Genomic DNA, 24819 nt, shown 5'->3' with positions numbered 1-24819 from the left:
ATGTTAGACAAGTTGCCTTCGCTCATTAGTTTGTTAGGTGTTTTCATTTTAGGTGCATCTGTAAGTTATGACTTTGGATTTTTCTATGTTCTTGATACCAATTTCTCAGAAATGCCAACCACATTATCAGATCATTTGCGGAGTTCGTTAAATTGGATTCCACTTGCCATAATAAGTATTTTTGTACTATTCATTTATGAAATGTTTAGCAGACGAATAGAACAAGGTATGTCGGAAGATGAGATAGTCCAAACATCACGAAACCCAAAGCGCGTAGCACGGTTCAGGGATTCTACTAAGTATATACCCATGCTTATAGTGGCAATACCTATACTTAAATTATCATTTAATCTTGATATAGCAATTCGAGAATGGGGAATCTATTTGCTCTTTTCTTGGATTTTGTTTTTCCGGTTTGTTTTCGGACACGAGAAAATAAGACAACAAACATCGGATGGATTCCTTGTTGCCAGTTGTTTTACTCCAATTGTTTTAATAGTTTGTAGTTTCCTAGGCATTGGTGATGCCCAAGAAATCACAAGAGGCGGCGGCACTCAATATGTGTTTGTTCTGAGGGAAACACAAAGGGAAACTCAAATCGTTGGCACTTTGGCAAGGTCTTTTGAAAAGTATCACCTTATTTGGGATAAAAACGAGAAAGAAATAAGGTTGGTGAATGTCAGCGAAGTAGTTCAACTCTATCCGCAATCCAAAACGGCTAACTCCGACCAAAAATCCCCATCTACCTCGCGATAATTACATGCGCCAGAGTTAGTGGTTGTCGATATTTTCTATCATCTCAGCCGCCTCATTGGTTATATTGGAAACGGAAAGTCGTAATTCTTCATGAACATGTTTAAATTTTTTGAGATATGGGTCGCTGAGTTTTTCTCTTTTTAACCGCGACCGGTGTCCTTCTAAAATCCAATTTTGGTAGGCATCAGCCGCGATGATAAGGCGGTGAACTTCCGATTCAAGTTCAGGAACATAAAGTTTAGAGAGCATTTTAGTTTTGTATATTGGGAATTTAGGCAATTTCACATCAGCCCCAGCAAGTCGGAGCTCTCTATTATTATCCAGCCAATGCAGTGTTTTATATGCTGCAGTAACTAATTGCTCTAATTTTTTCTTTTTTAAATCTGCCTTTGAAGATTTTCGATTTAATTTATGCGAAACCCTGATTGTCATGTAACCACCTGCAATAGCAATCAATCCGCCGATGATGGCTGATATCATGTTCAACAGATACCCGCCAAATGTCATAAATAATTGTGATTCTTCTGTAGTCATTTGCTCACCTGCGTATTAAAAATATTTTCCGAGACATGAATAATGCCAGAAACATTCTGGATTCGTGGCATGACAAAAAAAAGGAAACCGACATGCTGTCAGTTTTTTTCGTTTACCATTGTCTTCTCAAAAGGACTCATTGCCTTCCAATTTACCATTGTATCCCCAACTTGTCATCCTCGCCGGCAGGCGGGGATCCAGAGTGGCGGCGTTAGCCGCCGGGACGCGCTAATACATTAGCGGTAAACAACAAGCACCACCGCCTTGCCGTCATTCTCGCATCGAACGGCGCGGCTTCGCCGCAAATGAGTCCGGCTACGCCGGACGACATATTCCACTGGATTGCCCGGAACAAGCCGGACAATGACCGAGTGGAGGCGCAAAAATGCGCCAGTGGTTCGGTGGTGGCTTGTCCAGGTAGCCAGTGAGTTCCTAAAGCCCACCAACCTTGTTATCCTAAGGGTATATGTCGAAACAGAAATTCAGTGCCGAGTTGCGAGAAGCGATTTGGAACGCACACAATAAGAAGTGCGCATACACGGGTTGTTTGCTCGATGTGAGCAACTTCCACATAGACCACATTATCCCTGAGCGACTCGCTGCCAATCCCGACGAGTTCAGAGAACTCGCGACTAGCCTTGGACTAGATGACAATTTTAAAATATCGGGGTCTGAGAATCTGCTTCCGTGTCACCCGGGAGCCAACCTCCGAAAGGGTGGAGACGTTTTAGATTCACCTCAAACACATTATTTTCTTGACTTGGCCTCGCGACACAAGAAAAAAATCGTAAAAAACTTGAGTCACAAAAAGGAATTATACGACCGAGGAAAAGCACTTATACTCCTGCAACAAGGAGTGGAGAGTGGAGAAATCACGTTCGAAGATGTGGCTGAAATTTTCAATGAAAGCGAAAGGAACTCCGACGATATTTTTCAACTAATTGAACGACTACATTTTGTGGATCACTCTGAAATCCAGAGCATTGCCAGATCAGATATTAAAGAACTCCGGGATCGACCAATTCGGCTGGGCAAAAACAGCCACCTTGAGGGTGTATCCCTGACAGATCCAAACGACGAGAAGGCCAAAATTCTTGTACAGACATGTAGAGAGTATGACGAAGCTATAAAGGCAGGATATTATGCTTTTACTACCTATGACATAAAGACATCTGTCTTTTTTGAGCATCAATGCGGGCTATTGAATTCACTGCGCACTGCATCAACGCCTGAGCAAAGCTTTATCAGCAATCCACGTGTTGGTATCGTGGACCTAAACTTCATACCTTACGATCTATTTCCCGATTTAGCGGACGAAGGAGAGAACAGGGTTCCAGATCAAAGCTACCAAGACAAGGTTGATGATGGCACAATGATAGTGAAGCGGACTAGTCAAAATACTCTGGTTGTCGAAGAGGAAGGCATGGGACAGCAGTTGGTTGAAGTCGCACGAGCAGATTTCACTGGAGATGGATTCGAAGACATTCTGCTTTTTGAGTATTGTTACGCAATCGGAGGAACACTAGGCTTTGGAGGAAATCGTATTCTGGCGCGAACAACTGCTGATGGTTTGTTCGAAACGGTTCGATAGTAAAAGACAATCCAGCATCACCACATCTCTCAAAGTGCCGACTCAGTTTTAAAACTCGGCACTTGATTTGACGGACACGTTACTTAGCAGTATGCCTCCGATGAGTACCGCTTTGTCGAGCAGGTGATGATTTCGGAGTCTTGCATCCTGTGAAGTGGGTACTTCGATTGTATCCACGAGTTGGATGATGGGCAGGATAGCGATGAATGATAGCGGCTAACGCCGCTGAGTTTAATAACTGGATTGCCCGGAACAAGCCGGGCAATGACAGGTTGGGGGAGATAATGGTGAATCGTAAGGCAATGATTCCTTTAAGATAAGGGGACACAAACATTAATTATTTAAAAACACCTAACAATTCATTTCAGCCGACCGCTGACGCGTCGGCTGAATTCAAGCGTTAGGCTATGGTGTACTAAGCATGAGAACTGGAAAATTATATAAGTAAATATACAAAGCTTTTAACTCAGATTCTTATAGGTCAATCCGATTCTAATATATCATTTTCTGATTTATGTCATATCCTTGATAAGATGGGTTTTATTATGAGAGTTCATGGTAGCCATCATATTTTCAGAAAAGAAGGGGTTACAGAAAAAAAATCAATTTACAAAAAGACGGTGGCAAAGCCAAGCCTTATCAGGTTGCACAAGTTCGTAATGTTATTCTCAAATATAAATTAGGAGGCAGTAAAAATGTATAAATATGAAACCATTGTATATTGGAGTAATGAAGATGATGTTTTTATTGCAGAAGTGCCTGAGTTATCAGGCTGTATCGCCCATGGCAATTCTCAACAAGAAGCACTATCTAATGTCAACGAAGCAATAAAATTATGGATAGATACTGCTAATGAGTTTGGCGATTACATCCCCGAATCTAAAGGTCATAAATTAATGTTTGCCTAACAAATCATTCCAGCCGACCGCTAACGCGTCGGCTGAATTCAAGCGTTATATTTCAAAACTCAAATTGGAGGATGCACTATGAGTGCTGAAACAAAAAGTAAAGGCAATGAAGTCTTAATTGCGATCATTGGCTTAATTGGTATTTTGGTTACGGCAGGGCTTTAGAATTGGGACAAAATATTCCCAGAAAGCAATATTGTACAGGCAAAATATTCTGGATACAGACCAACAGATAATTTTGAAACAGAATTAAGACATTATTTTAATGTTTCCGGAACTAGGCAAGCTCTGGATAACATGCAAAAACAACTTGCACAGAATTTCAAGTTACAACTATCCACCAAGTATCCGGAAGATTCTGAAGAAATAAAAAAAGTAATGGATATTGCGTTAGAAGAGGCTATTACACTTGATGAAATGCTCTATAAGATGATTCCTATTTATAAAAACCATTTTACAGTGCAAGAGCTACAAGAATTAAATAAATTTTACTCTACAGAAATAATGCAAAATATGATTAAAAAAATGCCTTTGTTAACTCAAGAGGTTGCGCCACTACAAGTAGAGTTTTTCACTAATTTTCAAAAACGTTATACCGACAGACTGAAAGTGGAACTTGATTAAAAAATATAACAATCACATGCACTCAGACAGTAAAAAGCGTCGTTCATTCCTCACCCTGCTTTTTGCTGCTGGTGATGTGAAACGTTCCCTCGGTGCTTCGCACCGAGGGAACGGTGGAGTTGACCTAAACTGGTCTGCGCTTTTTCTCGGTGCAAAGCACCATCTAACAAAGCGTTCGACCAGACCAATTTCTCCAGCATAAAAAGATGCGAGCATCCAATATGCTGTTACAATTGGCAGGTCAACTCCACCGTTAGACTTACATATATGGATATAAACAAAACATTGCTTAATATTCAAGAATCCGAATTAAGACATATCCGGCTACGCCTTCAGGGGAAATCCAAAACAAACAAAAGCGGACAATCCACGTGTTATAAATCCGGACAGTTCCATTTACTTCTAACACTAACTTGGGCAACTAACTTAGTCATTCTCATAACTGCGCCATGTTTATAACTACATGTTTATAACTGCATGTTTATAACTGCATGGGCAATCGATACAACATTACCAGGCCCACTGCAATCAGAAGTCCGGCTACCGATTTTTTCAAAATTTCAACAGGTAGCATATGCGATACTTTCGCGCCCAGCAATGCGCCCCCGCCAAGCACCAGTGCCAGAGTCAAACCGAGTTTAATATCCACTTCGGTATAAACAAGATTGCCCAGCGTCGCCATCACCGAGATCGGCACCTGTATCGCCTGGGAAAGTCCGATGGCAGTCAGGATCGGCAACTTGCGCCAGATCAGAATCGGCACCAGCAACAACGGCCCGCCGGTTCCGGTCAGGGCCGATCCAATCCCGGTAATCAATCCAATCGCAACCAATGCCGCAGTGCTTGAACACCGATTGGTTTCAGACCCGCTGTCATCATTAGGAGGGCCATTATTACGCCAAGCATAAATACCCGAGGCCAATATCAAAAGTGCAATACCCAATTCCAGCACGATAGCGGAAAAATAAGGTAGCAGGAAAGCACCGATATAGGCTCCCGGCAAAGCACCCACACAAACTTTGATCGCCAACGGCCAATTGATTGTTCCATGCCGAGCGTAAATGAATGCCCCAACCAAACCGGTAACGATATAACTAAACATGCAAGCCGGAATAGCCACATGCAACGGGATGCCGCCCAGGTATTTAAGCGCGGGCACCAGCAACACGCCGCCAATGCCAACGCCGCCGATTAGAATGCCGACGACCAAGACGATGAATGTCAACACCGGGGATAACAACATTTTTAGTGTTTTTTATAGCAGCGGGTCGTCTATAACAGGTCGTCTATAATAGGTCGTCTATAAGCGGGCCGTTTCGGGCAAATCCAAAAAAAGGGGGCAGCGTTGCCGGTTGCTACAACTAATTCCTTTTGGCTATTTCCTTTTCGGCTAATTCCTTTTTCTTGCGCTAACCGTTCTGAGTAATTTTTTATAGCGTTTGGTTTTTAATCGGGTTTGCGCGAATTCCATTTGTTTCACTTGGCATCCAATGGCTTCAGCCGATTTCGGTTTGCGTTTGATATAGGTGCCATCAGATTGCATTTCCCAACTATCCATTTGGTCGTCCAGCAGCGTGTTAAAAATTAATCTCAGTTCAATTTTTAATGATTCCTTATCGATCGGCGTAATCACTTCCACACGGCTTTCAAGATTTCTTTTCATTAAATCAGCCGAGCCAATTAAATACTCTTCTTTCCCGGCATTGAAAAAATAGAATATTCTGCTGTGTTCAAGGAAACGGCCGACGATGCTGATAACGGAAATATTGTCCGATAATCCGGCGACGCCGGGACGCAATCGGCAGGTGTCGCGAATAATCAAATCAATTTTAACGCCAGCCATGGAAGCCTGATAAAGCGCCCTTACCATGTCCTGGTCTTCAAGCGCATTTGATTTAATCTGAATCAAGCCCTTATGGCCGTTTTTCATATTGGCCACTTCCCGATGGATGCGATCCATCAGCTCCTTTTTCATTTGTTTGGGCGCGACCAGAATGCGCTGGAAGTTGCGCTTTCGGGAATGACCAGTGGTCAGATAATTGAATAACTCGGTCACATCATGGCCAATTTCTTCATCGCAGGTCAGCAAGCCGAGATCGGTGTATTGCTTGGCGGTGCCGCCGTGATAGTTGCCGGTGCCAATATGAACGTAGCGTCTTAGTTTGCTGTAATCCTGTCGCACCACCATAAGGACTTTGCAGTGGGTTTTCAAGCCAATCACGCCGTAGGTGACATGGATGCCCGCTTCCTCCATGCTTTCGGCCCATTGTATATTCGCCGCCTCGTCAAATTTAGCCTTGATTTCGACCACCACGGCAACTTGCTTGCCATTTTTTGCCGCTTGCACCAGCAAATCAACCACCCGTGTTTCCTTGTCGGTGCGGTACAAGGACATTTTAATCGCCCGAACCTTGTTATCATTGGCGGCCTCTTCAAGAAATCTTACCACCGAGCTGGTGAAAGATTCATACGGATGTTGCAGCAGCATCGATTCCGCCTCGCGCAGCAAGTAAAAAATGCTGCGCTGAGTATCCTGAAGCCGATGGTGATTGGTAGGGTGATGCGGCGGGTAATGCAACCCGGCAATGGGCAGGTTTATCAGTTCAAACAAATCTCGTTGCGCCATCAGGTTTGGGGTTTCGAATACATCGGTGTCAGCGTCCAATCCCAACTGATCGACAATCATGCGTTTTTTTTCCTGCTCCATGCCGGGGTTGACCACCAGCCTGACAATGGGGGCGATTCGTCGGTCGCGCAATTCCAACTCAATCATTGACAGCAAATCATTCGTGCCCGATTCCTGACGCTCGGCGCCGGCGTTTCGGGTAACGAAAAAGTAGTCATAATCAATTTGCTTTTCGCCGGGAAACAGTAAATCAAGGTTTTGGGCGATAATCTGCTCCAGTGGCACATAGTGGTGGGTATCGCCGATCCGGACAAACCGGGAAATGCCCGCGCCAACCGGCACCTTCACCCTGGCCAGGGCGGCCTCCTCGCCAATGCCGGGTTGTAGCGTGACTAATATATTCAGCGACAGGTTGGAAATAAACGGAAACGGATGCGCCGGATCAAATATTTGCGGCGTTACCAGCGGGAAAATGTTTTCCAGATAATGCAGCCGCAGAAAATCCTGCTGCTTTTGCTCCAAAGCATCGTAGTCCAGAATTCGGATGTCATAAGCTTCCAACTCCTTTAACAAGGTCGGCAATGATTGATTTCGGATATCCTCGATGGCATTGACCCGCTCCGCGCATTCCTGCAATTGTTGTTCTGGTGTTCGGCCATCAACGGTTAATTCAGTTATATTAGCGGCTAGCAGGAGTTTGAGACTGCCGACCCGCTTCATAAAAAATTCATCAATGTTTGATGCGAATATCGCAAAAAACTTAAGCCGCTCCAGCAACGGATTAACCGCATCGGTCGCTTCGTGCAAAACCCGGCGATTAAATTCCAGCCAGGTCAGTTCACGATTGAGATACCATTCCGGCGCATCAAGATCATGAGCAAGGTTATTTTCAGGGTCCATATCCGGGTTAATTGCCGGGTTGATTTCCACAGGGATTTTCTCCGATGGCCTCGAAGATTCCAGCGTGTTCAGTTTGACTACCTGGTTTAGTTTGATTTTACTGAGGGTGGTCATCGGTCGGTTCTCGGCAAACTAGGATAATGGCGTGATTGTGAGTTCAATCTGGATTATACATTTTTTATTGAAATCAAAGTCATATTGAGCGATAGTAACGCTAATTCAATCTTGAGGCTATGCTTTCTAACACATCGATTTTTTAAATGAGCGAGCACCCCCCCGACTTATCCTTTAATCCAAATTCCAATGGAACAGTTGCTGCACATTCTCAATCAGTACTGGCAGTCCGTGGTCGAGTTTTTTGCGTTCGATGCCGCCATGCTATCCGAGCCGAATATGATTTTTCGGTTGGGGATACAGCTGTGCCTGCTGGTCTGCTCGGCCTTCTTTTCCAGTTCTGAAACAGCGCTTTTCTCTCTTTCCCGATTAGATCTTCAACAACTTCGGCGCGAGCAAAATCCCCGCTCCGAAACCATCCACGAATTGCTCGATCAGCCGAGGCGGTTGATTATTTCCATATTGAGCGGCAATGAATTAGTCAATATTGCCGCTGCCGCGAATATGGCGTCGATTTTAATATCGCTGTATGAGCCTGACAAAATAGTAATCATGAATCTGTTGGTTATGGTGCCGCTGTTTTTGCTTATGGGGGAAGTGACGCCAAAAACCATCGCGGTATCAAATCCGATTCGATACAGCACCCGAATCGTTGCCGAGCCGTTGGCGCTTTGGATAAGACTGATTGCCCCCATTCGCTGGGCGATTCGCGGCATCGCCGACCGCATCACCACCTTGTTTGTCGGCGAAATTAAAACCGCGGATAACATTTTACAGGTCGATGAATTTCTGACTTTGGTCGAGCAAGTGTCCGAAGATGGCGGCTTGGATGCGACCGAGCGCGCGCTGATTTATAACTTGTTGGAGGCCAATGAAACGGAAATTGTAGAGGTGATGACGCCGAGAACGCAAATGGCCTTTTTGAATGTGGAAATGAGCGTGCCGGAAATGATTGAAAAATTTATTTCCTATCGGCATCCGCGGGTGCCGGTGTTCAAGACTCATCGCGACAATCTGGTTGGATTTGTGCATGCCGAGGATATATTGCGCATCGTGCTTGATGACGCCGATCAATCCGAGTTGCTGCCGCAAGATATTATGCATCCTCCAGTGGTGGTGCCGTTGACCAAAAAGGTGGATGAAATGTTTGATTTTTTTCAGTTGAACAAGGTTCGCGCCGCCGCCTGCCTGAATGAGTTTGGCGGCGTCGAAGGCTTCATCACCATGCGCGGCGTGCTGAATTTTATTTTTGGCGATATCAGTGGCGGCTCCAAAGCGACCGCAGGATTTTATGAGGAAAAGGATTACAACATTTACGAAGTGCCCGGCGATATGAAGTTAAATGACTTTAATAACCTGACCAATTTCGGCATTGAAGATCCGAGGATGACCACCATCGCCGGCTATGCGTTTCGCTTGCTCGATCGGTTGCCTCGCGAGGGCGATCGGGTGGAAAGCGAAGATATTTTGATTCAGATTCTGGAAATGGATGATCATCGGATTTCCCGGGTGCGGGTAGCCAAAGGTGTGGATCAGGAGGATTTTGAGCGTGCTGAGAGGGTTATTAAGGCGCAAGAAGAACTTGACCCAAGAGCGGAAGACCGGGAAGACATCAATGATATTCCAGAAGACATTGATGAATCCGTGACCGTTGAAGCCGAGGCGCGGGCTGACGATATCCGGGCTGACGATATCCAGACTGACGTTATCGTGCGGAAAACATCATGACGATACTCGCGCTCATCGCCTTAATCATCGTGCTGTTGTTGCTCAAGGGCTTCTTCTCGGGTTCGGAAATCGCGCTGGTCAACTCCGACAAAGTGAAACTGACGGCCCGAGCCAATCAAGGCAACAGCGGCGCCAAAGCGGTATTGGAATTATTCAAGACGCCGGATGTGATGCTCGGCACCACGCTGGTTGGCACCAATATCGCCACGGTGGCGTTAACCACGCTGGTCACCGTTTTGTTTATTGAACTTTTCGGCGCGCGCGGAGATTTATATGCAGTTTTGGTGTTCACCCCGGTGTTGTTGATTTTGGGAGAAATTGTCCCCAAAAGCATTTTCCAGCAAAAATCCGATGAACTAGCGCCGATTGCCATATACCCGCTGAAAGCGTTTGCATTTGTGTTCTATCCGGCGATATTCATTTTTTCGCGCATCGCGCGGTTGCTGGCGCGGTTGTTAGGTGGCGGCAAGGTCGAACAAAATTTGTTCACGACTCGCGAGCAAATTCGCTCAGTGGTGGAAATGACGGAAAGAACCTCTTCGATTGATGCCTTTGATCGTGGTCGCATTCGTCGGGTGATACGATTTGGCGACACCACGGTGGGTGAAGCCATGATCCCCATTGCGGAAGTTACCGCCATAAATCATAACCGCGGCATAGTGCGCGCCATCGCCACGGTGCGGCAAAAGGGTTATAACCGGTTGCCGGTGTATAAGAGCAACATCAGCAATATCGTTGGCATTGCCACGCTGACCACTTGGGACATGATGGAAAAATCCACCGCGGAGAAAAAACTGGACGAGGTCATGCAGCCGGCGCAGTATGTTTTGCAATTTCAGACTATCGACCAACTGCTGCCGATACTGCGGCAGCGAGAAGATCACATGGCCGTAGTGGTTGATGAGTATGGGTCGGCCATTGGCATCATCACCATGGAAGATATCGTCGAGGAAGTGGTTGGTGATATTGATGTGGGCTACGATTTTGAGGAGTATTTGCCGCGCCGAAAGAAAATTTTTGAAACCATTGACGATGACACTTGGCTGGTGGATTCACGATTGTCCGTTTCCGAAGTCAATGATCTGTTGGAAATCAACCTGAATACCAAAATCTGTTACACGATTGGCGGGTTGATCATGATGCAACTCGGCCACATTCCAGAGCGCGGCGAGGATATGATGGAGCAGGGCTACCGGTTTATCGTTGAAGAGCGCACCGATAAAGCCATCGTCAAGATAAAAGTGGAAAAGATTTGACCGGTCGCCTTTCCACCCGCCCAAAAAATATCAGCATGAAAATATCAGCATGAAAATATCAGCATGTACGAACAAGAGTTAAAACTAACCGCCGCAAACGCCGAGGTCTTAATCGCGGCGCTCAACTCGGATACCATACAACGATATTCACTCGCGCCTGCGCCTCAGCCGCAACGATTCCTGGCCAAGTATTACGACACCAAAAATCGAACGCTCGAGAACGATCAGTGCTCCCTGCGCGCCAGACGCGAAGGCAGGAAATTTCGCGCGGCGTTCAAACTGCCGGGCCACATCACCGATGGCATGTCCCAGCGCCAGGAATATGAATGCGACATCGATGGCTGGCTGAAAAATGCCGGCAAGTTGCCGGACGGCGACTTAAAATCCCTGGTGCTCAATCACATTGAGGAAACCGAAAAACTGTTTGCCATGGTCACCGTGGACATGCAAAGACAAATCGTCAACCTCGAGGTCAATGGCACGAAAATCGAAATGGTCGCGGATCAAGGCACCATCACGGGGAATGGCCGGGAAGTGGAAATATGCGAAATTGAGTTGGAGTTGAAGTCTGGAGAAATCAATATAGTCAAAGAGATAGGCGATGAATTAAAGGCGAAATATGAACTAAATCCATCGCGGTTAACCAAGCATCAAATTGGCCTTGAACTATGCAACAGCCGCTAGCGTCGTCCTTTAGTTATTGTTGCGACAACGGATGGGTTAATGGCGCGAGGTTCATCGCATCCCCGAATCATGATCAACGCCCCGACCACACCGACATTGATGTATTGGTAATCCACGCCATCAGCCTGCCGCCACAATGCTATGGCAATCAGTATGTCGAGGACTTTTTCGCCGGTCGGCTGGATGCCAATGCCGACCCTTATTTTATGGACCTCGCGGGTCAAAAAGCGTCGGCGCATTTTTATATTAAGCGCAGCGGCGAAATGATTCAGTTTGTGGCCACGCATTGCCGCGCCTGGCATGCCGGGAAATCCATTTTCAAAGGACGCCAACAGGTTAACAACTTTTCCATCGGCGTCGAACTGGAAGGGTGCGATGAGCATGAATTTGAAGATCCGCAATATGCGGTTTTGGGGGCGCTTACGTTGTGTTTACAAACTGCGTATCCATTGATCGCGACAGAAAATATTGTCGGGCATAGTGATATCGCACCGCACCGGAAAACCGATCCCGGCCCATGTTTTGATTGGAATCGGTATTTTAAATCCATATAATTTTACGACAGGTGTTTGGGTTCATGTCTGTTTGGATTTATGTCTGTTTGAGTTTAAGTCGGCAAGGTCGCGGCTTGCGCCGCGGATGTCTTACTGGATTATCGGGTCAAGCCCGATAATGACGGCTGGGGAGCGGAACCGGGCGCAGTCGTTTTACGACCCTCTAACCACACGGGTATTTCGTCTTGACCTGAGGTCGAGCATTTTCCAGTTATACGCAATGGTATATCGCTTGTCGCGGCGGCAAACCATTATCAACAACCGCAAAACTTTTTTAAATCAAGGCGGCATAGAATAAGGTTCAAGATACTATAAAGGATGATTTCGGATAGATTTCAGCAGATATTGACACCCATTTTCGTGGCGCATATTGAAGCGAAACTCACACTCTTTCAAAGGAGTCCGGCTACGCCGGACGACATATTTTAACTGGATTCCCGCCTGCGGCGAGAATGACGGGCTGGGGGGAATGGTGAATCGGAAGGCAATGAGTCCTTTTGAGAAGACAATGGTAAATAAGTGTCACGCAAAGCGTGACACTAAAACGCGCTCTGGCGTAGCCGGACATTTTCTCTCGTGTGCTTTGGCATCTCAACTCGCCTTTGCCCTCTCAATTCACCATTACCTATCATTTGTCATTGCCCGGCCCATATTATTATTAGCCGGGCAATCCAGTTATTAAACCGTTCGGCGTAGCCGAACTCCTTTGCGGCGTAGCCGCGCCGTTCAATGCGAGAATGACGGCAAGGCGATGGTGCTTGTTGCTTGCCGCTAATGTATGAGCGCGTCCCGGCGGCTACGCCACTCTGGATTTGCGCCTGCCGGCGAGAATGACGGCCGAGAGGGCGGTGCTAAAACACCGCTGGAAAGGAACAAAACGAGCAATGAATCAGTGAACACATATGCTCGCATTGCCCGGCGATGCGTTGTCTGATTTGAATATACAATCGGCTGGTCGCCGGGCCAGAGATGCCAGTGATTTGGGCGACTTTGCAAGCCTCGATATCAAGGCAAAACAGCCGTGGAATCGCCCTGAATTTATTCCCCGAAATTCGGCAACGAATGACATGCTTGTTTTCATTTATAGAACAATTAGTTATGACCATTTCACTATACCTTAAAGTATCTTGAACCTAGAATAATATGAAAAACAAGGTGGAAAATTTTCAGCGTCATCGAGTCAAACCCCGCTTAAATCCCTTGACTAATCGACCCTCGTGTTTTTAAATGCGCCGCTTCCCTTCACCTGTTTGGCCAGGTAGCTCAGTCGGTAGAGCAGGGGACTGAAAATCCCCGTGTCGGCAGTTCGATTCTGTCCCTGGCCACCATTCGCCATCCTCGCAAGCGGACCCAAGGATGGTTTGAACGCTAAAAAACCAGGGTTTAAATCAAATCCATCATCCCGCGCCCGCGGCATACGACCGCCAGGGATGGTGGAAGTGCCGATTTTGCAGGAGCAAAAATCTGCCGACCGCCAGGGATGGTGGAAGTGCCGATTTTGCAGGAGCAAAAATCTGCCGACCGCCAGGGATGGTGGAAGTGTCGATACCGTATGGAACGAGTATTGACCATGCCATCCATGGCAATATTGCCGGGAACAATTATTTGCCCAAACCCCCGCGCAATGGTCGCGGCTACGCCGCAGGTGTTTCACTGGATTATCGGGTCAAACCCGATAATGACGGCCGGGCGAAATGACGACATGCTGGATGCGCAGGACGGGGGCCACCAGCGCAACAGCGCACTGAAACTCCAGCGATATCGCTCGGTGAAGTTAAGTCTATCATCATTTGTTTTGGCCCTTGTTTTGGGGCTGGCGCAATAATCGGAAATTTGAGTTATTCCAGTCAGATGAGAAAGAGTCGATTAATCTGGTATAAGCAGGTCAAATTAGCGGTGCATGTCGGCAAGATTAAGGATGGGTCTATTGCAGCGTTTCGAAAATAGCGGGATCAAGATCGGCGATGCAGCTCGCGCTTTGTTTTATCACCGCCTGATGATAGGCGACTTTTGGCATTTCATAGGCAAAATAAAACTTCGCGGTTTCAATTTTTGCTCGGTAAAACGGATCGCCGCGGTCATCACGATTGATAAAATCCATGGCAACGCTTGCCGCTCTGGCCAGTTGCCAGCCACACATTACCGTGCCCCAAAGCCGAAGATAGGGGTCGGCAATGGCGGCCGCCTGCTTCATATCAACACCGGCAATATCACCACTTGCCATTGTCATAATCGCATTCATGCTTTGCGCCACCGCATTCAGGCCTTCGGTTACCTGAGCACGCATTGAACGCAACGCAGCCTGGCGCACGGTTTCCATTTCCTTGCCAATGTGCTCGATGACGGCGCGCGCCATGACGCCCTGGTCGCGAAGCAGTTTCCTGCCAATCAGGTCCAATGCCTGAATGCCATTGGTGCCTTCATAAATCGGGGTAATCCGTTGATCGCGATAATGCTGCGCCGCACCGGTTTGTTCGATGAATCCCATTCCGCCGTGTACTTGCAAGGCGATGGATACATTCTCAAGCCCCATTTCGGTCATGTAGCCTTTGGCGATTGGGGTAAGTATTTCCACCATGGCCTGGTTAAATGTTCGTACTTCCTGATCGGGGTGTTTAAGGCTTTTGTCGAAAGATGCGCCCAATACCAGCCCCAGTGACCGTAGCGCTTCGATTCGGCACTTCTGCAACATCAACATGCGTTTGATGTCCGGATGATTGACGATGGCAACGCGATGCCCTTTCGGATTCTCAATCGCGGTGCCCTGGACACGTTCATTGGCGAAGCGCACAGATTGTTGATAGGCGCGCTCGGCCACACCATTGCCTTCGACACCGATGGCAAGCCGGGCGATATTCATCATGGTGAACATGTATCTCATGCCGTGGTTTTCTTGCCCGACCAAATACCCCACAGCGCCGTTTTTTTCACGGTGGCTGTCGTTGTGATATTTTCCGCTGCCGTAAGCCAGCACCGCCGTGGGGCTACCGCGAATCCCCAATTTGTGTTCCAGGGAAACCGTTTCGATATCATTACGCACGCTCCATTGGCCGTTTTCATCGGGCAGGAATTTAGGCACAATAAACAGCGATATTCCTTTAACCCCTGTGGGTGCATCCGGCAGGCGCGCCAGCACTAAATGGATGATGTTCTCGGTTAAATCATGATCGCCATAGGTAATAAAAATTTTCTGACCGCTTATCAGGTAGTGATCGCTATTGGCTACGGCCCGGGTTTTTACTGCGGCCAGATCTGAGCCGGCGTCGGGCTCGGTCAAATTCATGGTGCCGGACCAGATGCCGGAAATCATATTATCCATGAAGGTGTCTTTTTGCTGAGCGGAGCCGTGCAGCTCGATGGCTTTGATGGCGCCCTGAGTCAGTAAGGCGCATAAGGAGAAAGCCATATTCGATGCATGCCAAATTTCCTGCACTGCGGTTGCCACCAGCCAGGGCAAGCCTTGACCACCGCGCTCCGGCGTGAATGGCAAACCATTCCAACCGCCTTCGATGAATGCGGCATAGGCTTCTTTCCACCCGGGCGCGGTTTGCACCTTGCCATCCACCAATTTCACCCCGTCAATATCGCCGCTTCGGTTTATCGGCGCGAGAATTTTCTCGCCGATTTTTGCGGCTTCGCGCAATATGGCTTCCACCAGATCCGCGGTTGCGTCTGCATTGCCGGGCAGGGCGGCAACGCTTTCAAGGTCGGCTAAATGTACGGTTGAAAACAATAAATCCCGGGTCGGCGCTTTGTAGGGCATGTTAATTGTCTCAGGTTAATTTTCTCAGGTTGCTTGGTTTAATGTTGATTTTTGTCGCTGAATGGTCGCGCAGGGTTTCCAATTTTACCTGGACTTGTTCGGCCACGGCCTCCATTTCATCCAGCGTATTGGTGATGTCTTGTTGTTTTTGCAGCAATTCCTGGCGATGAGTTTCGATAATTGCCAGCACGTATTTCAGTTGCGCGGTCTCGTTCGGTTGAGTGTCGTATAGCTCCAGGGTGGTTTTGATTTCCGCCAGCGAAAACCCCAATCGCTTGCCCCGCAATATCAATTTTAAGCGCACTAAATCTCTTTCACGATAGCTGCGTTTGCCATTTGTTCTTTCCGGGTTAAGCAAACCTTCTGATTCATAGAAGCGAATGGTGCGGGGGGTCAAATCAAGGTGTTTTGACAGATCAGAAATGGTATAAGTGGACTGTGCATTCATACCGATTTGGGGCATACCAATTTGAGGCGCATCGCGTTGAGCAGGCAAAATTAAATTGACGTTTACGTAAACGTAATGTAAGTTGCAAACTAACAGAATCCCACTGCGGAAGCGAGAATTATTTTGGGCAAGACTATTTTAAGCCGGGCCGACCTATTGCCAGCAAAGGCGATATCAAATATTCGCTTTGTCACCGCGGCGAGTTTATTCGATGGACATGATGCGGCAATCAATATCATGCGTCGAATTCTGCAGGCGTCGGGTGTCGAAGTTATTCATCTTGGGCACAATCGCTCGGTTGCCGAAGTGGTGAATGCCGCATTGCAGGAAGATGTGCACGGTATCGCACTGAGTTCCTATCAGGGCGGGCATGTCGAATATCTCAAGTACATGATGGATATGCTGCGTCAAAATGGCGGAGACAAAATCCGCGTATTTGCCGGCGGCGGCGGTGTCATTGTCGCGGAAGAAAAAGCGATTCTGGAGAAATACGGCGTGACTCGCATCTATACCCCGGAAGATGGTCAGGTGCTGGGGCTCAACGGCATGATTGAAAATATTATCGCCCTGACCCTCGCCTCGAGTCAATTCGATACCGCAGTGGACGCGCCACAAACCCTGCAACCGTTAGTCAATGGCGACCGCAGAGCGTTGTCTCAGGTTTTATCTGCGCTTGAGAATGGTGCTGCAACCAGTGAATTGCCCAGTGAATTAGCGCGGCGGATTGCACACTACAACCATCATTCAGCAGACAAAATTCCTGTGCTTGGAATCACCGGCACTGGTGGCGCCGGTAAATCGTCATTAACCGACGAATTAATCCTGCGGTTTCGAATGGGGTTCGACGATGGGTTAAAAATCGCAATCATTGCGGTTGATCCCACTCGCCGCAGAACTGGCGGCGCCTTGCTAGGTGATCGAATTCGCATGAATGCCATCAATCACGATAATATTTATATGCGTTCGGTGGCGACTCGCGGCAGCAATACCGAATTACCGGAGTATGTGTCGGACATGATCGGCGCCTGCAAGGTTACCGGATTCGACTTGATTATCGTAGAAACGCCTGGAATCGGGCAAGGCGACACCGGCATTTCGTCGCTGGTTGACTGCTCGTTATACGTGATGACGCCGGAATTCGGCGCTCAATCCCAACTGGAAAAAATAGACATGCTGGATTTTGCCGATGTCGTCGCCATCAACAAGTTCGACCGCAAAGGCGCCGCGGACGCCTATCGCGATGTGTGCAAGCAGGTACAGCGCAATCGTGGGGCTTTTTCCGCCAATCCACTGGAGATGCCGGTTTTTGGCACCATTGCAGCACGCTTCAACGACGATGGATTGACCGCTTTGTATCAGGAAATATTGTCGCAATTGGATGACAGAGGATGGTCTTTCCCAAGCAATGGAGCGTTCAATAAAGCAGCCAATAGATTGCCCGTGGTTACGACACGATATTCAACCGACCAGCATAAAATCATTCCAGAAAAGCGCATCCGTTATCTGGCGGAAATCGCGGAAACTGTTCGTGACTATAAAATTCTGGCAATAAGTGAATCGCAAAAATCGAGAGAAATACAACAATTGGAATCGTCTCTGTCCATGCTGGTTGATTCCGGCCATACCGATAATCAGGCTTTGGAATTATTGGTGGCGGAGAAAAAATCAGAAATCAGCCCAGCAAGTGTGGCGCTACTCACGACGTGGCAACAGCTAAAACAAGACTACGCCAACGATGCGTTGGTCGTGGTTATTCGAAATAAGGAAATATCTACCCCATTAAAATTTGAAACGCTTTCGGGAACAAAAGTTTCGAAGGTTGCCTTGCCCGGCTATGCCGATCATGGGGAGTGCTTGAAATGGTTGATGCTGGATAATCTGCCGGGTCGCTTTCCATTTACCGCCGGGGTTTTTCCCTTTAAGCGCGACAACGAAGCCCCTACCCGAATGTTTGCCGGCGAGGGCGATGCCTTCAAGACCAATCAGCGATTTCGAAAACTGTCAGAATATTCCGAAGCAAAACGCCTTTCGACGGCGTTTGATTCGGTAACCCTGTATGGATGCGACCCTGACGAACGCCCGGATATTTATGGCAAGGTAGGCAATTCCGGCGTGTCCATCGCCACTGTGGATGACCTTAAAGCCTTATATGAGGGATTTGATTTATGCAGTCCGACCACTTCGGTTTCGATGACAATCAATGGACCGGCGCCCATAATTTTAGCCATGTTTTTGAATGTTGCCATCGATCAACGGCACGCGGCGTTTACCGTCAATCAAGGCACGACACCGAATGCCGAGCAAGCGGCAGAAATTCGAAACACTGCGCTGGCCAAGGTTCGCGGCACCGTGCAGGCCGACATTCTCAAGGAAGACCAAGGCCAAAACACCTGCATCTTCTCCACTGAATTTGCGTTGAAATTGATGGGCGATATTCAGGAATATTTCACCGACAACCAGATTCGCAATTTTTATTCGGTATCCATATCTGGCTATCACATCGCCGAGGCCGGCGCAAATCCGATATCCCAACTGGCATTTACGCTGGCCAATGGATTTACCTATATAGAAGCCTATTTGGCCAGAGGAATGCACATCGATGATTTTGCCGGTAATTTATCGTTTTTCTTTAGCAATGGCATGTGCTGCGAATATACCGTGATGGGCCGTGTCGCCAGAAGAATTTGGGCGGTCGCGATGCGCGATCGTTATGGCGCCAATGAACGCTCGCAAAAATTAAAGTATCACATTCAAACATCGGGCAGATCGCTGCATGCGCAGGAAATGAACTTCAACGACATCCGCACCAGTCTGCAAGCGTTAATTGCAATCTATGATAATTGCAACAGTTTGCATACTAATGCCTTCGATGAAGCGATTACCACGCCGACCGATGAATCGGTGCGCCGCGCGATGGCGATACAATTGATCATCAATAATGAATGGGGTTTGGCGATGAATGAGAACCCCAATCAGGGGAGTTTTATTATTGATGAACTGACCGAGTTGTTGGAGGAAGCCGTGCTCACGGAGTTTGATCGAATTTCCGAACGCGGAGGCGTGCTGGGGGCAATGGAAACCGGTTACCAACGCGGCAAGATACAAGACCAGTCGATGGCCTACGAGCAGCGCAAACATGACGGCAGTTTGCCCATCATCGGGGTCAATACGTTTCTTAAGGCCAATCGGGCCAATCCAGTTGAAGCGGTAGGGCGCATAGCGCTATCTCGTTCCACCGAGCAGGAAAAGCAAAGCCAGATTAAAAGATTGCGCTCGTTTCAGCAGAAAAATCGTGCGCACTGTGATGATGCGCTAACCCGGGTTAAACACGCCGCGGTCAATAATGAAAATATTTTCGCGCAATTGATGGTTGCGGTTCAGCACTGCTCGCTCGGTCAGATTTCGGAGGCATTGTACGAAGTCGGCGGCCAGTATCGCCGCAATATGTAAATGAAAAATTTTAGTCGTGACCTGAGCGCGAAAAAGAGCGCGCAGAGGCGCGACCATCAAGACCATCGGCGTGGTCGGTGCCCATAGATGGACGACCGGCGGCGATGTTAGAGCGCGGCGATTCATTTGCGGTCATCCGCGACCGCTTCCGATGGGACATCCCGGCGCGCTACAATATGGGCGTTGATGTGTGTGATCGTTGGGCCGATGCCTGCCCCGACCGGGTTGCGATTATTCATGACGACGGCGAGACGCAGGAGGCATTCACCTACCGGCGGCTACGCGCGCGCTCAAATCAACTTGCCAACCTGCTTGCCAGCCTCGGCGTTCATCGCGGCGACCGCGTCGGCATTTTTCTGCCGCAACATCCCTATACGGCAATTTCCCATATCGCGGTGTATAAGATGGCCGCGATTGCGGTGCCTTTGTTCACGCTGTTCGGGCCGGAGGCGTTGCAATTCCGGCTTGCCGATTGCGCCGCCAAAGCGGTCATCGCCGACGCCCGCTCGGCGCGCACGCTATCCAAAATTGCCGACCAGTTGCCGGCGTTGCAACATGTGCTGTGCACGGACGGCGAGCAGTTCGGCGCGATGGATTTAGCCCAGGCCATGGCGCGGCATGGCGAAGATTATCAGCCGCAAAATACCCACGCCGAAGATCCCGCGTTGATTATTTATACATCGGGCACCACCGGCCAGCCCAAGGGCGCGCTACATGCGCACCGCACTTTGCTGGGGCATCTTCCGGGCGTGGAGATGAGCCATGACTTATTTCCGCAACCGGGCGATAAAATTTGGACTCCGGCCGACTGGGCCTGGATTGGCGGCTTGATGGATGTGCTGATGCCAGCCTTGCACCACGGCGTTGCCGTGGTGTCCCGCCGCTTTCCCAAGTTCACAGGCGAAGCCGCGTTTGCGTTGATTAATAAACATGGAATACGCAATGCCTTTTTGCCGCCCACGGCGTTGAAGATGATGCGCGCCGTTGGCAAGACGCAATGCCAAATCGCCAAGCCGATGCGCACCATCGCCAGCGGCGGCGAGACGCTCGGCGCCGAACTTTTGGCGTGGGGGCGCGAAACATTCAGCGTCGCCATCAACGAGTTTTACGGGCAGACTGAGTGCAATATGATCGTGTCGAGTTGCGGCGCGCTGTTTCCGCCGGCGCCCGGGGTAATGGGATTCCCGGTGCCGGGACACGATGTTCAGGTGATTTCCAGCAACGGGGAAGTGCTTGCGCCCGGGAAAATTGGCGACATCGCGGTGCGCGCGCCCGACCCGGTGATGTTTTTGGGATACTGGAATAATGCGCAAAAAACGCGGGAGAAATTTCGCGGCGAATGGATGCTCACCGGCGATACGGGGATTGCCCAAAAAAATGGCGCGCTAAAGTTTGTGGCGCGTGATGATGATGTGATTACGTCGTCGGGATATCGTATTGGGCCGGGCGAGATTGAAGATTGCCTGATTGGTCATCCCGCGGTGCAGATGGCGGCGGTGGTCGGCAAGCCGGATCCGATGCGCACACAAATTGTCAAGGCGTTCGTCAAACTGAATGACAATGACCAACAATCCGAGCAATTAATCGGCGAGCTTCAGCAATGGGTAAAGACGCGTTTGTCGGCGCATGAATACCCGCGTGAAATAGAATTTGTCGAATCGTTCCCGCAAACGACCACGGGAAAAATCATTCGCAGACTGCTCAGAGAGCCTGCCTGACGCAATGTCAAGTTCGGGCGGCCGACCCATTATCCGTTGGAGCCGTTGCCGAGGTTCGACTCCGTTTTGAAATATAGTATCAATAGTGATACTATGCGGGTTATGGCTACCATCAAAGGCGTGCTTACTCAAATGAAACGGAACCCTAAAAGTATTCGTTTCAATGATTTATGCAAGGTCTGCGACCATTTCTTCGGGGAGCCTAGGCAGTCGAGGTCCAGCCACAAGGTTTACAAAACGCCATGGCAAGGTGACCCTCGAGTAAATATTCAAAACTCCAAAGGCAAAGCCAAACCTTATCAGGTAGGGCAAGTGCTACAAGCGATTGAGCGTTTGGAGGCTCAAGATGACTAAAAACCACGATCGTTATACATACCGCTTAATCTGGTCTGAACAAGATCAGGAGCATGTCGGCCTATGCGCTGAGTTTCCAAGCCTGAGCTGGCTCGATAAAACGCCTGATAAAGCATTGGCGGGTATCAGAAAATTAGTTAAAGGATGTTTAGATGATATGGTCAAAAATAGAGAGAATGCGCCTGAGCCAATTGCGATTAAAAGTTACAGCGGTAAATTTATGGTGCGCGTACCACCGGAAACCCACCGCATGCTTTCAATACAAGCCGCTGAGTCAGGCATTAGTTTAAACCGGCTGGTATCAAGTAAATTAAACTAATTTGCGCATGCTCAGTTAGTCCGTCAGGATTGACAGTACAATGTTATGTCGGATCCGGGCTAGATAATGAATGTGCAAAAACAGGTAATGCTCGGTCTCAAACCGAGGGGGTCAAGTATCCGGATTTATCGAGGTGTATTCGCCCAACGCCTACAATCACTATGGGTATTTACCCAGCGAGTTTTGTGACCGGGATGACATTATACACATCGTCTCGCGCGCAAATTATGATAGTGGGAAACAAGATTGTTGGGGCATTAACCACTGGAGAAATACATTAGGAGGGGGCTCATGGGACTACTGGAAGGAAGCATTTAAATACCACAAAGACAATGGCATTAAAGTGCCTGTAAATTCATTGGTTGTGGTTTATCGCAAAGCGACAAGAAATAAGTTTGTTCAAGTTGTTTATGGATTTAACCCTGAGATGGAAGGGTTTTCCCCTCCAGCTTATGCTGATTGGAGCGTTAGCGATTGGCACAAGGATAGATATTATACCGATAAAAAGAAAGTGGAATACATACAAACCCTTAAAAACTGGGGCCGTTCATGGGAAAGCAAGGTTGATGCTGGATTTGCTGGACAGCCGCCCAAGGAGACCAGCCAAACTACCGATGGCGGTTATGACGAGATAACTAACAAACTCAACCAATTAAAAAAATTGGCAGAAGACGGGGTTATAACCAAAGATGATTATGAAAAGAAAAAGCAAGAACTCCTCAATGGCTTATAGAAAGAGACCTTTGCTCAATTAGGACTGAAACTGCTGTTTAATAAACGCAAGAGGATACTTAAATGAATACAGATTATTTTCTGAACAAAGATTTTGGGTTAATGTTGGCGATATTGATAGTCGGGATAGTGGCATTATGTATTTTCTATAAAACAAGGTTCAAGATACTTTAAGCGGTCGATTTCGGATAGATTTCAGCAGATATTGACACCTATTTTCGTGGCGCATATTGAAGCGAAACTCACACTCTTTCATAAGGAGTCCGGCTACGCCGGACGGTTTAATAACTGGATTCCCGCCTGCGGCGAGAATGACAAATAAGGGTCGTCATTGCCCGGCTTGTTCCGGGCAATCCAGTGGAATATGCCGTCCGGCGTAGCCGGACTCATTGATATCAAGGCAAAACAGCCGCGGAATCACCCTGAATTTATTCTCCGAAATTCGGCAACGAATGACATGCTTGTTCTTCATTTATAGAACAATTAGTTATGACCATTTCACTATACCTTAAAGTATCTTGAACCTAAAACAAAGATCCCAGGGTTTGGCGTTATACAACAAGCACAATGGTTATAACTTTGGTGCTTACGATGGCGGCTTTATTAGCTGCTGATGATAAACTGGGAGTCCAATCAATAGCAAATATCATGTTCGCGGCAATTGGTTTTGCGGGTGGTTTAGCCACGCGCGAAAAAAATGTAAAGGCTTCCCACCAAGATTCAGTTAAGAACTTCCGGTCAAACTAAATTGGAGGTGCTTAATTTAAGGCTCTACCCTGAAGTCAGAATGTTCCCTGACTTGATTCTCTACAATGAAATCTCTGTGCCGAAATTTTCTTTGTATCTGGATTCGATATCGCTTTTGCCTGGTCGATGATTTTGGGTTCCGGGATGCTCGATTTTAATTCCGCCCATGACCGATGCCAACTGACCGGCGGCTTGCCAATCCCACTGGTTAGCCACGCCGTATAGCAATCCCGATCTAAACGCGTCGCCGCAACCTGTGGGGTCCTTGATTGCGGATATCTTAATTGGGGCGACATGAATTTGCGCATCGTTCGCATAAATATCCGCGCCGCTGCTGCCGCGGGTGACGATTAGAGCATCGACTTGCTCGGCGATTTGCGCCAGGCTTTTGCCGGTTTTGTCGATCAGCATTTCCGATTCATAGTCGTTCACAACCACATAACTCGATTGATCAATAAACCGATTGAGCTGGTCTCCGTCAAACATGGGCAGTCCCTGTCCGGGGTCAAAGAAAAACGGAATGTTGGCCTCAACAAACTGCGCGGCATGCTGGATCATGGCATCGCGACCGTCTGGAGCGACCATGCCAATGTCGATATTCGCGGCATCGCTGACTTTATTCTGGTGCGCATAATTCATCGCGCCGGGGTGAAATGCAATAATCTGATTATTGTCGGTATCCGTGGTGACGAATGCCTGGGCGGTATAGGTGTCCGGGATTTCCTTTACATGGCGGTGGTCGAGGCCAATTTTGTCCAGCCATTTACGGTAAGGCGCGAAATCCTGGCCCACTGCGCCCATCGGCAGCGGGTCGCCGCCAAGCAGGTGCAGGTTATATGAGATATTGCCCGCGCAGCCGCCGAATTCCTTACGCATGTCGGGCACCAAAAAGCACACATTGAGGATGTGTACCTGTTCAGGAAGAATGTGGTTTTTAAATTGATCCCGGAACACCATAATGGTGTCATAGGCAAACGAACCAGTGATTAAAGTGGACACAAAACGGCGCCTTG

25 protein-coding genes, 1 tRNA gene and 1 pseudogene are annotated in these 24819 nt (G+C 48.2%); 18 read left to right on the top strand and 9 right to left on the bottom strand.

Annotation, left to right across the window (positions count from 1 at the left end):
* The gene (locus ACP158_RS10695; protein ID WP_424946114.1) at positions 1-756 is read left to right on the top strand and encodes a hypothetical protein; all 756 of its coding nucleotides are present in this window, start codon (positions 1-3) and stop codon (positions 754-756) included.
* 15 nt (positions 757-771) lie between these two features.
* On the opposite strand, the gene ACP158_RS10690 is transcribed toward ACP158_RS10695, so the two are convergent.
* Complete coding sequence (locus ACP158_RS10690; RefSeq protein WP_424946113.1) at positions 772-1290, bottom strand: hypothetical protein; 519 nt, start codon at positions 1288-1290, stop codon at positions 772-774.
* Positions 1291-1501: 211 nt separating this feature from the next.
* On the bottom strand, positions 1502-1654 hold the full coding sequence (locus ACP158_RS10685) for a hypothetical protein (RefSeq protein ID WP_424946112.1): 153 nt from the start codon (positions 1652-1654) through the stop codon (positions 1502-1504).
* Positions 1655-2086: 432 nt separating this feature from the next.
* Here ACP158_RS10685 and ACP158_RS10680 point away from each other — a divergent pair, with 432 nt between their 5' ends.
* The 4 genes and pseudogenes from ACP158_RS10680 (at position 2087) to ACP158_RS10665 (ending at position 4413) form a co-directional block, all read left to right on the top strand.
* Positions 2087-2881: a hypothetical protein gene (locus ACP158_RS10680; protein ID WP_424946111.1), complete on the top strand. Its 795-nt coding sequence runs from the start codon at positions 2087-2089 to the stop codon at positions 2879-2881.
* Between the two features lie 440 nt (positions 2882-3321).
* Positions 3322-3584 (top strand): annotated as a pseudogene (locus ACP158_RS10675) (type II toxin-antitoxin system HicA family toxin).
* Complete coding sequence (locus ACP158_RS10670; RefSeq protein WP_424946110.1) at positions 3577-3789, top strand: type II toxin-antitoxin system HicB family antitoxin; 213 nt, start codon at positions 3577-3579, stop codon at positions 3787-3789. The pseudogene ACP158_RS10675 and the gene ACP158_RS10670 overlap by 8 nt, the downstream one beginning before the upstream one ends.
* 297 nt (positions 3790-4086) lie before the next feature.
* Complete coding sequence (locus ACP158_RS10665; protein WP_424946109.1) at positions 4087-4413, top strand: DUF2059 domain-containing protein; 327 nt, start codon at positions 4087-4089, stop codon at positions 4411-4413.
* Positions 4414-4894: 481 nt separating this feature from the next.
* On the opposite strand, the gene ACP158_RS10660 is transcribed toward ACP158_RS10665, so the two are convergent.
* Together ACP158_RS10660 and ppk1 are read right to left on the bottom strand one after the other, a co-directional pair.
* Positions 4895-5656 (bottom strand): sulfite exporter TauE/SafE family protein, encoded by a 762-nt coding sequence (locus tag ACP158_RS10660; protein WP_424946108.1) that lies wholly within the window; start codon positions 5654-5656, stop codon positions 4895-4897.
* 147 nt (positions 5657-5803) lie between these two features.
* Complete coding sequence (ppk1, locus tag ACP158_RS10655; RefSeq protein ID WP_424946107.1) at positions 5804-8053, bottom strand: polyphosphate kinase 1; 2250 nt, start codon at positions 8051-8053, stop codon at positions 5804-5806.
* Positions 8054-8242: 189 nt separating this feature from the next.
* Between ppk1 and ACP158_RS10650 the strand changes: the two genes are divergently transcribed.
* From ACP158_RS10650 to ACP158_RS10630, 5 genes are all read left to right on the top strand, one after another.
* Positions 8243-9781 (top strand): hemolysin family protein, encoded by a 1539-nt coding sequence (locus ACP158_RS10650; protein ID WP_424946106.1) that lies wholly within the window; start codon positions 8243-8245, stop codon positions 9779-9781.
* The gene (locus tag ACP158_RS10645) at positions 9778-11037 is read left to right on the top strand and encodes a hemolysin family protein (RefSeq protein WP_424946105.1); all 1260 of its coding nucleotides are present in this window, start codon (positions 9778-9780) and stop codon (positions 11035-11037) included. The genes ACP158_RS10650 and ACP158_RS10645 overlap by 4 nt, the downstream gene beginning before the upstream one ends.
* A gap of 63 nt (positions 11038-11100) precedes the next feature.
* Complete coding sequence (locus ACP158_RS10640) at positions 11101-11721, top strand: CYTH domain-containing protein (protein WP_424946104.1); 621 nt, start codon at positions 11101-11103, stop codon at positions 11719-11721.
* On the top strand, positions 11706-12275 hold the full coding sequence (gene ampD / locus ACP158_RS10635) for a 1,6-anhydro-N-acetylmuramyl-L-alanine amidase AmpD (RefSeq protein WP_424946103.1): 570 nt from the start codon (positions 11706-11708) through the stop codon (positions 12273-12275). The genes ACP158_RS10640 and ampD overlap by 16 nt, the downstream gene beginning before the upstream one ends.
* Positions 12276-12783: 508 nt before the next feature.
* Entirely contained in the window at positions 12784-12957 is a 174-nt protein-coding gene (locus ACP158_RS10630) for a hypothetical protein (RefSeq protein ID WP_424946102.1), read from the top strand.
* Between the two features lie 169 nt (positions 12958-13126).
* Here the strand turns inward: ACP158_RS10630 and ACP158_RS10625 are convergent, their stop codons facing one another.
* Complete coding sequence (locus tag ACP158_RS10625) at positions 13127-13381, bottom strand: hypothetical protein (protein ID WP_424946101.1); 255 nt, start codon at positions 13379-13381, stop codon at positions 13127-13129.
* Between the two features lie 146 nt (positions 13382-13527).
* Between ACP158_RS10625 and ACP158_RS10620 the strand changes: the two genes are divergently transcribed.
* From ACP158_RS10620 to ACP158_RS10610, 3 genes are all read left to right on the top strand, one after another.
* A tRNA-Phe gene (locus ACP158_RS10620) sits at positions 13528-13603 on the top strand.
* Positions 13571-13843 carry a hypothetical protein gene (locus ACP158_RS10615; RefSeq protein WP_424946100.1) on the top strand — a complete coding sequence of 91 codons (273 nt, stop codon included), beginning with the start codon at positions 13571-13573 and terminating at the stop codon, positions 13841-13843. The genes ACP158_RS10620 and ACP158_RS10615 overlap by 33 nt, the downstream gene beginning before the upstream one ends.
* Positions 13844-13845: 2 nt before the next feature.
* Complete coding sequence (locus ACP158_RS10610) at positions 13846-14100, top strand: hypothetical protein (RefSeq protein ID WP_424946099.1); 255 nt, start codon at positions 13846-13848, stop codon at positions 14098-14100.
* A 99-nt stretch (positions 14101-14199) separates the two neighbouring features.
* Here ACP158_RS10610 and ACP158_RS10605 read toward each other — a convergent pair whose 3' ends face one another.
* The gene (locus ACP158_RS10605) at positions 14200-16038 is read right to left on the bottom strand and encodes an acyl-CoA dehydrogenase (protein WP_424946098.1); all 1839 of its coding nucleotides are present in this window, start codon (positions 16036-16038) and stop codon (positions 14200-14202) included.
* Between the two features lie 10 nt (positions 16039-16048).
* Entirely contained in the window at positions 16049-16501 is a 453-nt protein-coding gene (locus tag ACP158_RS10600) for a MerR family transcriptional regulator (RefSeq protein ID WP_424946097.1), read from the bottom strand.
* Positions 16502-16723: 222 nt separating this feature from the next.
* On the opposite strand from ACP158_RS10600, the gene icmF reads away from it, so the two are divergent.
* The 5 genes from icmF (at position 16724) to ACP158_RS10575 (ending at position 23060) form a co-directional block, all read left to right on the top strand.
* Positions 16724-19936: a fused isobutyryl-CoA mutase/GTPase IcmF gene (gene icmF, locus ACP158_RS10595; RefSeq protein ID WP_424946096.1), complete on the top strand. Its 3213-nt coding sequence runs from the start codon at positions 16724-16726 to the stop codon at positions 19934-19936.
* Positions 19937-20040: 104 nt separating this feature from the next.
* Positions 20041-21654, top strand: coding sequence for an acyl-CoA synthetase (locus ACP158_RS10590; RefSeq protein WP_424948451.1), 1614 nt, complete (start codon positions 20041-20043; stop codon positions 21652-21654).
* A 102-nt stretch (positions 21655-21756) separates the two neighbouring features.
* On the top strand, positions 21757-22008 hold the full coding sequence (locus ACP158_RS10585; protein ID WP_424946095.1) for a toxin HicA: 252 nt from the start codon (positions 21757-21759) through the stop codon (positions 22006-22008).
* Positions 22001-22327, top strand: coding sequence for a type II toxin-antitoxin system HicB family antitoxin (locus tag ACP158_RS10580; protein ID WP_424946094.1), 327 nt, complete (start codon positions 22001-22003; stop codon positions 22325-22327). Before ACP158_RS10585 ends, ACP158_RS10580 begins: the two co-directional genes overlap by 8 nt.
* Before the next feature lie 133 nt (positions 22328-22460).
* Positions 22461-23060 carry an SHOCT domain-containing protein gene (locus tag ACP158_RS10575; protein WP_424946093.1) on the top strand — a complete coding sequence of 200 codons (600 nt, stop codon included), beginning with the start codon at positions 22461-22463 and terminating at the stop codon, positions 23058-23060.
* Positions 23061-23387: 327 nt separating this feature from the next.
* On the opposite strand, the gene ACP158_RS10570 is transcribed toward ACP158_RS10575, so the two are convergent.
* Together ACP158_RS10570 and ACP158_RS10565 are read right to left on the bottom strand one after the other, a co-directional pair.
* Complete coding sequence (locus ACP158_RS10570; RefSeq protein ID WP_424946092.1) at positions 23388-23531, bottom strand: hypothetical protein; 144 nt, start codon at positions 23529-23531, stop codon at positions 23388-23390.
* A 335-nt stretch (positions 23532-23866) separates the two neighbouring features.
* Positions 23867-24805: a carbohydrate kinase family protein gene (locus ACP158_RS10565; RefSeq protein WP_424946091.1), complete on the bottom strand. Its 939-nt coding sequence runs from the start codon at positions 24803-24805 to the stop codon at positions 23867-23869.
* Positions 24806-24819 lie beyond the last annotated feature (14 nt).

This window comes from Candidatus Spongiihabitans sp., from assembly GCF_965247905.1.
Classification (GTDB): domain Bacteria; phylum Pseudomonadota; class Gammaproteobacteria; order Arenicellales; family Poriferihabitantaceae; genus Spongiihabitans.
Note: the sequence above shows the minus strand (reverse complement) of the source record. Positions and strands in the feature narration are given on the sequence as shown.

Coding starts and splice junctions, on each gene's coding strand:
- ACP158_RS10660 (WP_424946108.1), bottom strand. CDS start 5,656: ATGTTGTTATCCCCGGTGTTGACATTCATCGTCTTGGTCGTCGGCATT.
- ACP158_RS10665 (WP_424946109.1), top strand. CDS start 4,087: ATGCAAAAACAACTTGCACAGAATTTCAAGTTACAACTATCCACCAAG.
- ACP158_RS10605 (WP_424946098.1), bottom strand. CDS start 16,038: ATGCCCTACAAAGCGCCGACCCGGGATTTATTGTTTTCAACCGTACAT.
- ACP158_RS10580 (WP_424946094.1), top strand. CDS start 22,001: ATGACTAAAAACCACGATCGTTATACATACCGCTTAATCTGGTCTGAA.
- ppk1 (WP_424946107.1), bottom strand. CDS start 8,053: ATGACCACCCTCAGTAAAATCAAACTAAACCAGGTAGTCAAACTGAAC.
- ACP158_RS10610 (WP_424946099.1), top strand. CDS start 13,846: ATGCCATCCATGGCAATATTGCCGGGAACAATTATTTGCCCAAACCCC.
- ACP158_RS10630 (WP_424946102.1), top strand. CDS start 12,784: ATGGTAAATAAGTGTCACGCAAAGCGTGACACTAAAACGCGCTCTGGC.
- ACP158_RS10690 (WP_424946113.1), bottom strand. CDS start 1,290: ATGACTACAGAAGAATCACAATTATTTATGACATTTGGCGGGTATCTG.
- ACP158_RS10600 (WP_424946097.1), bottom strand. CDS start 16,501: ATGCCCCAAATCGGTATGAATGCACAGTCCACTTATACCATTTCTGAT.
- ACP158_RS10570 (WP_424946092.1), bottom strand. CDS start 23,531: ATGAAGAACAAGCATGTCATTCGTTGCCGAATTTCGGAGAATAAATTC.
- ACP158_RS10650 (WP_424946106.1), top strand. CDS start 8,243: ATGGAACAGTTGCTGCACATTCTCAATCAGTACTGGCAGTCCGTGGTC.
- ACP158_RS10640 (WP_424946104.1), top strand. CDS start 11,101: ATGTACGAACAAGAGTTAAAACTAACCGCCGCAAACGCCGAGGTCTTA.
- ACP158_RS10670 (WP_424946110.1), top strand. CDS start 3,577: ATGTATAAATATGAAACCATTGTATATTGGAGTAATGAAGATGATGTT.
- ACP158_RS10585 (WP_424946095.1), top strand. CDS start 21,757: ATGGCTACCATCAAAGGCGTGCTTACTCAAATGAAACGGAACCCTAAA.
- ampD (WP_424946103.1), top strand. CDS start 11,706: ATGCAACAGCCGCTAGCGTCGTCCTTTAGTTATTGTTGCGACAACGGA.
- ACP158_RS10645 (WP_424946105.1), top strand. CDS start 9,778: ATGACGATACTCGCGCTCATCGCCTTAATCATCGTGCTGTTGTTGCTC.
- ACP158_RS10590 (WP_424948451.1), top strand. CDS start 20,041: ATGTTAGAGCGCGGCGATTCATTTGCGGTCATCCGCGACCGCTTCCGA.
- ACP158_RS10695 (WP_424946114.1), top strand. CDS start 1: ATGTTAGACAAGTTGCCTTCGCTCATTAGTTTGTTAGGTGTTTTCATT.
- icmF (WP_424946096.1), top strand. CDS start 16,724: ATGCGTCGAATTCTGCAGGCGTCGGGTGTCGAAGTTATTCATCTTGGG.
- ACP158_RS10625 (WP_424946101.1), bottom strand. CDS start 13,381: ATGGTCATAACTAATTGTTCTATAAATGAAAACAAGCATGTCATTCGT.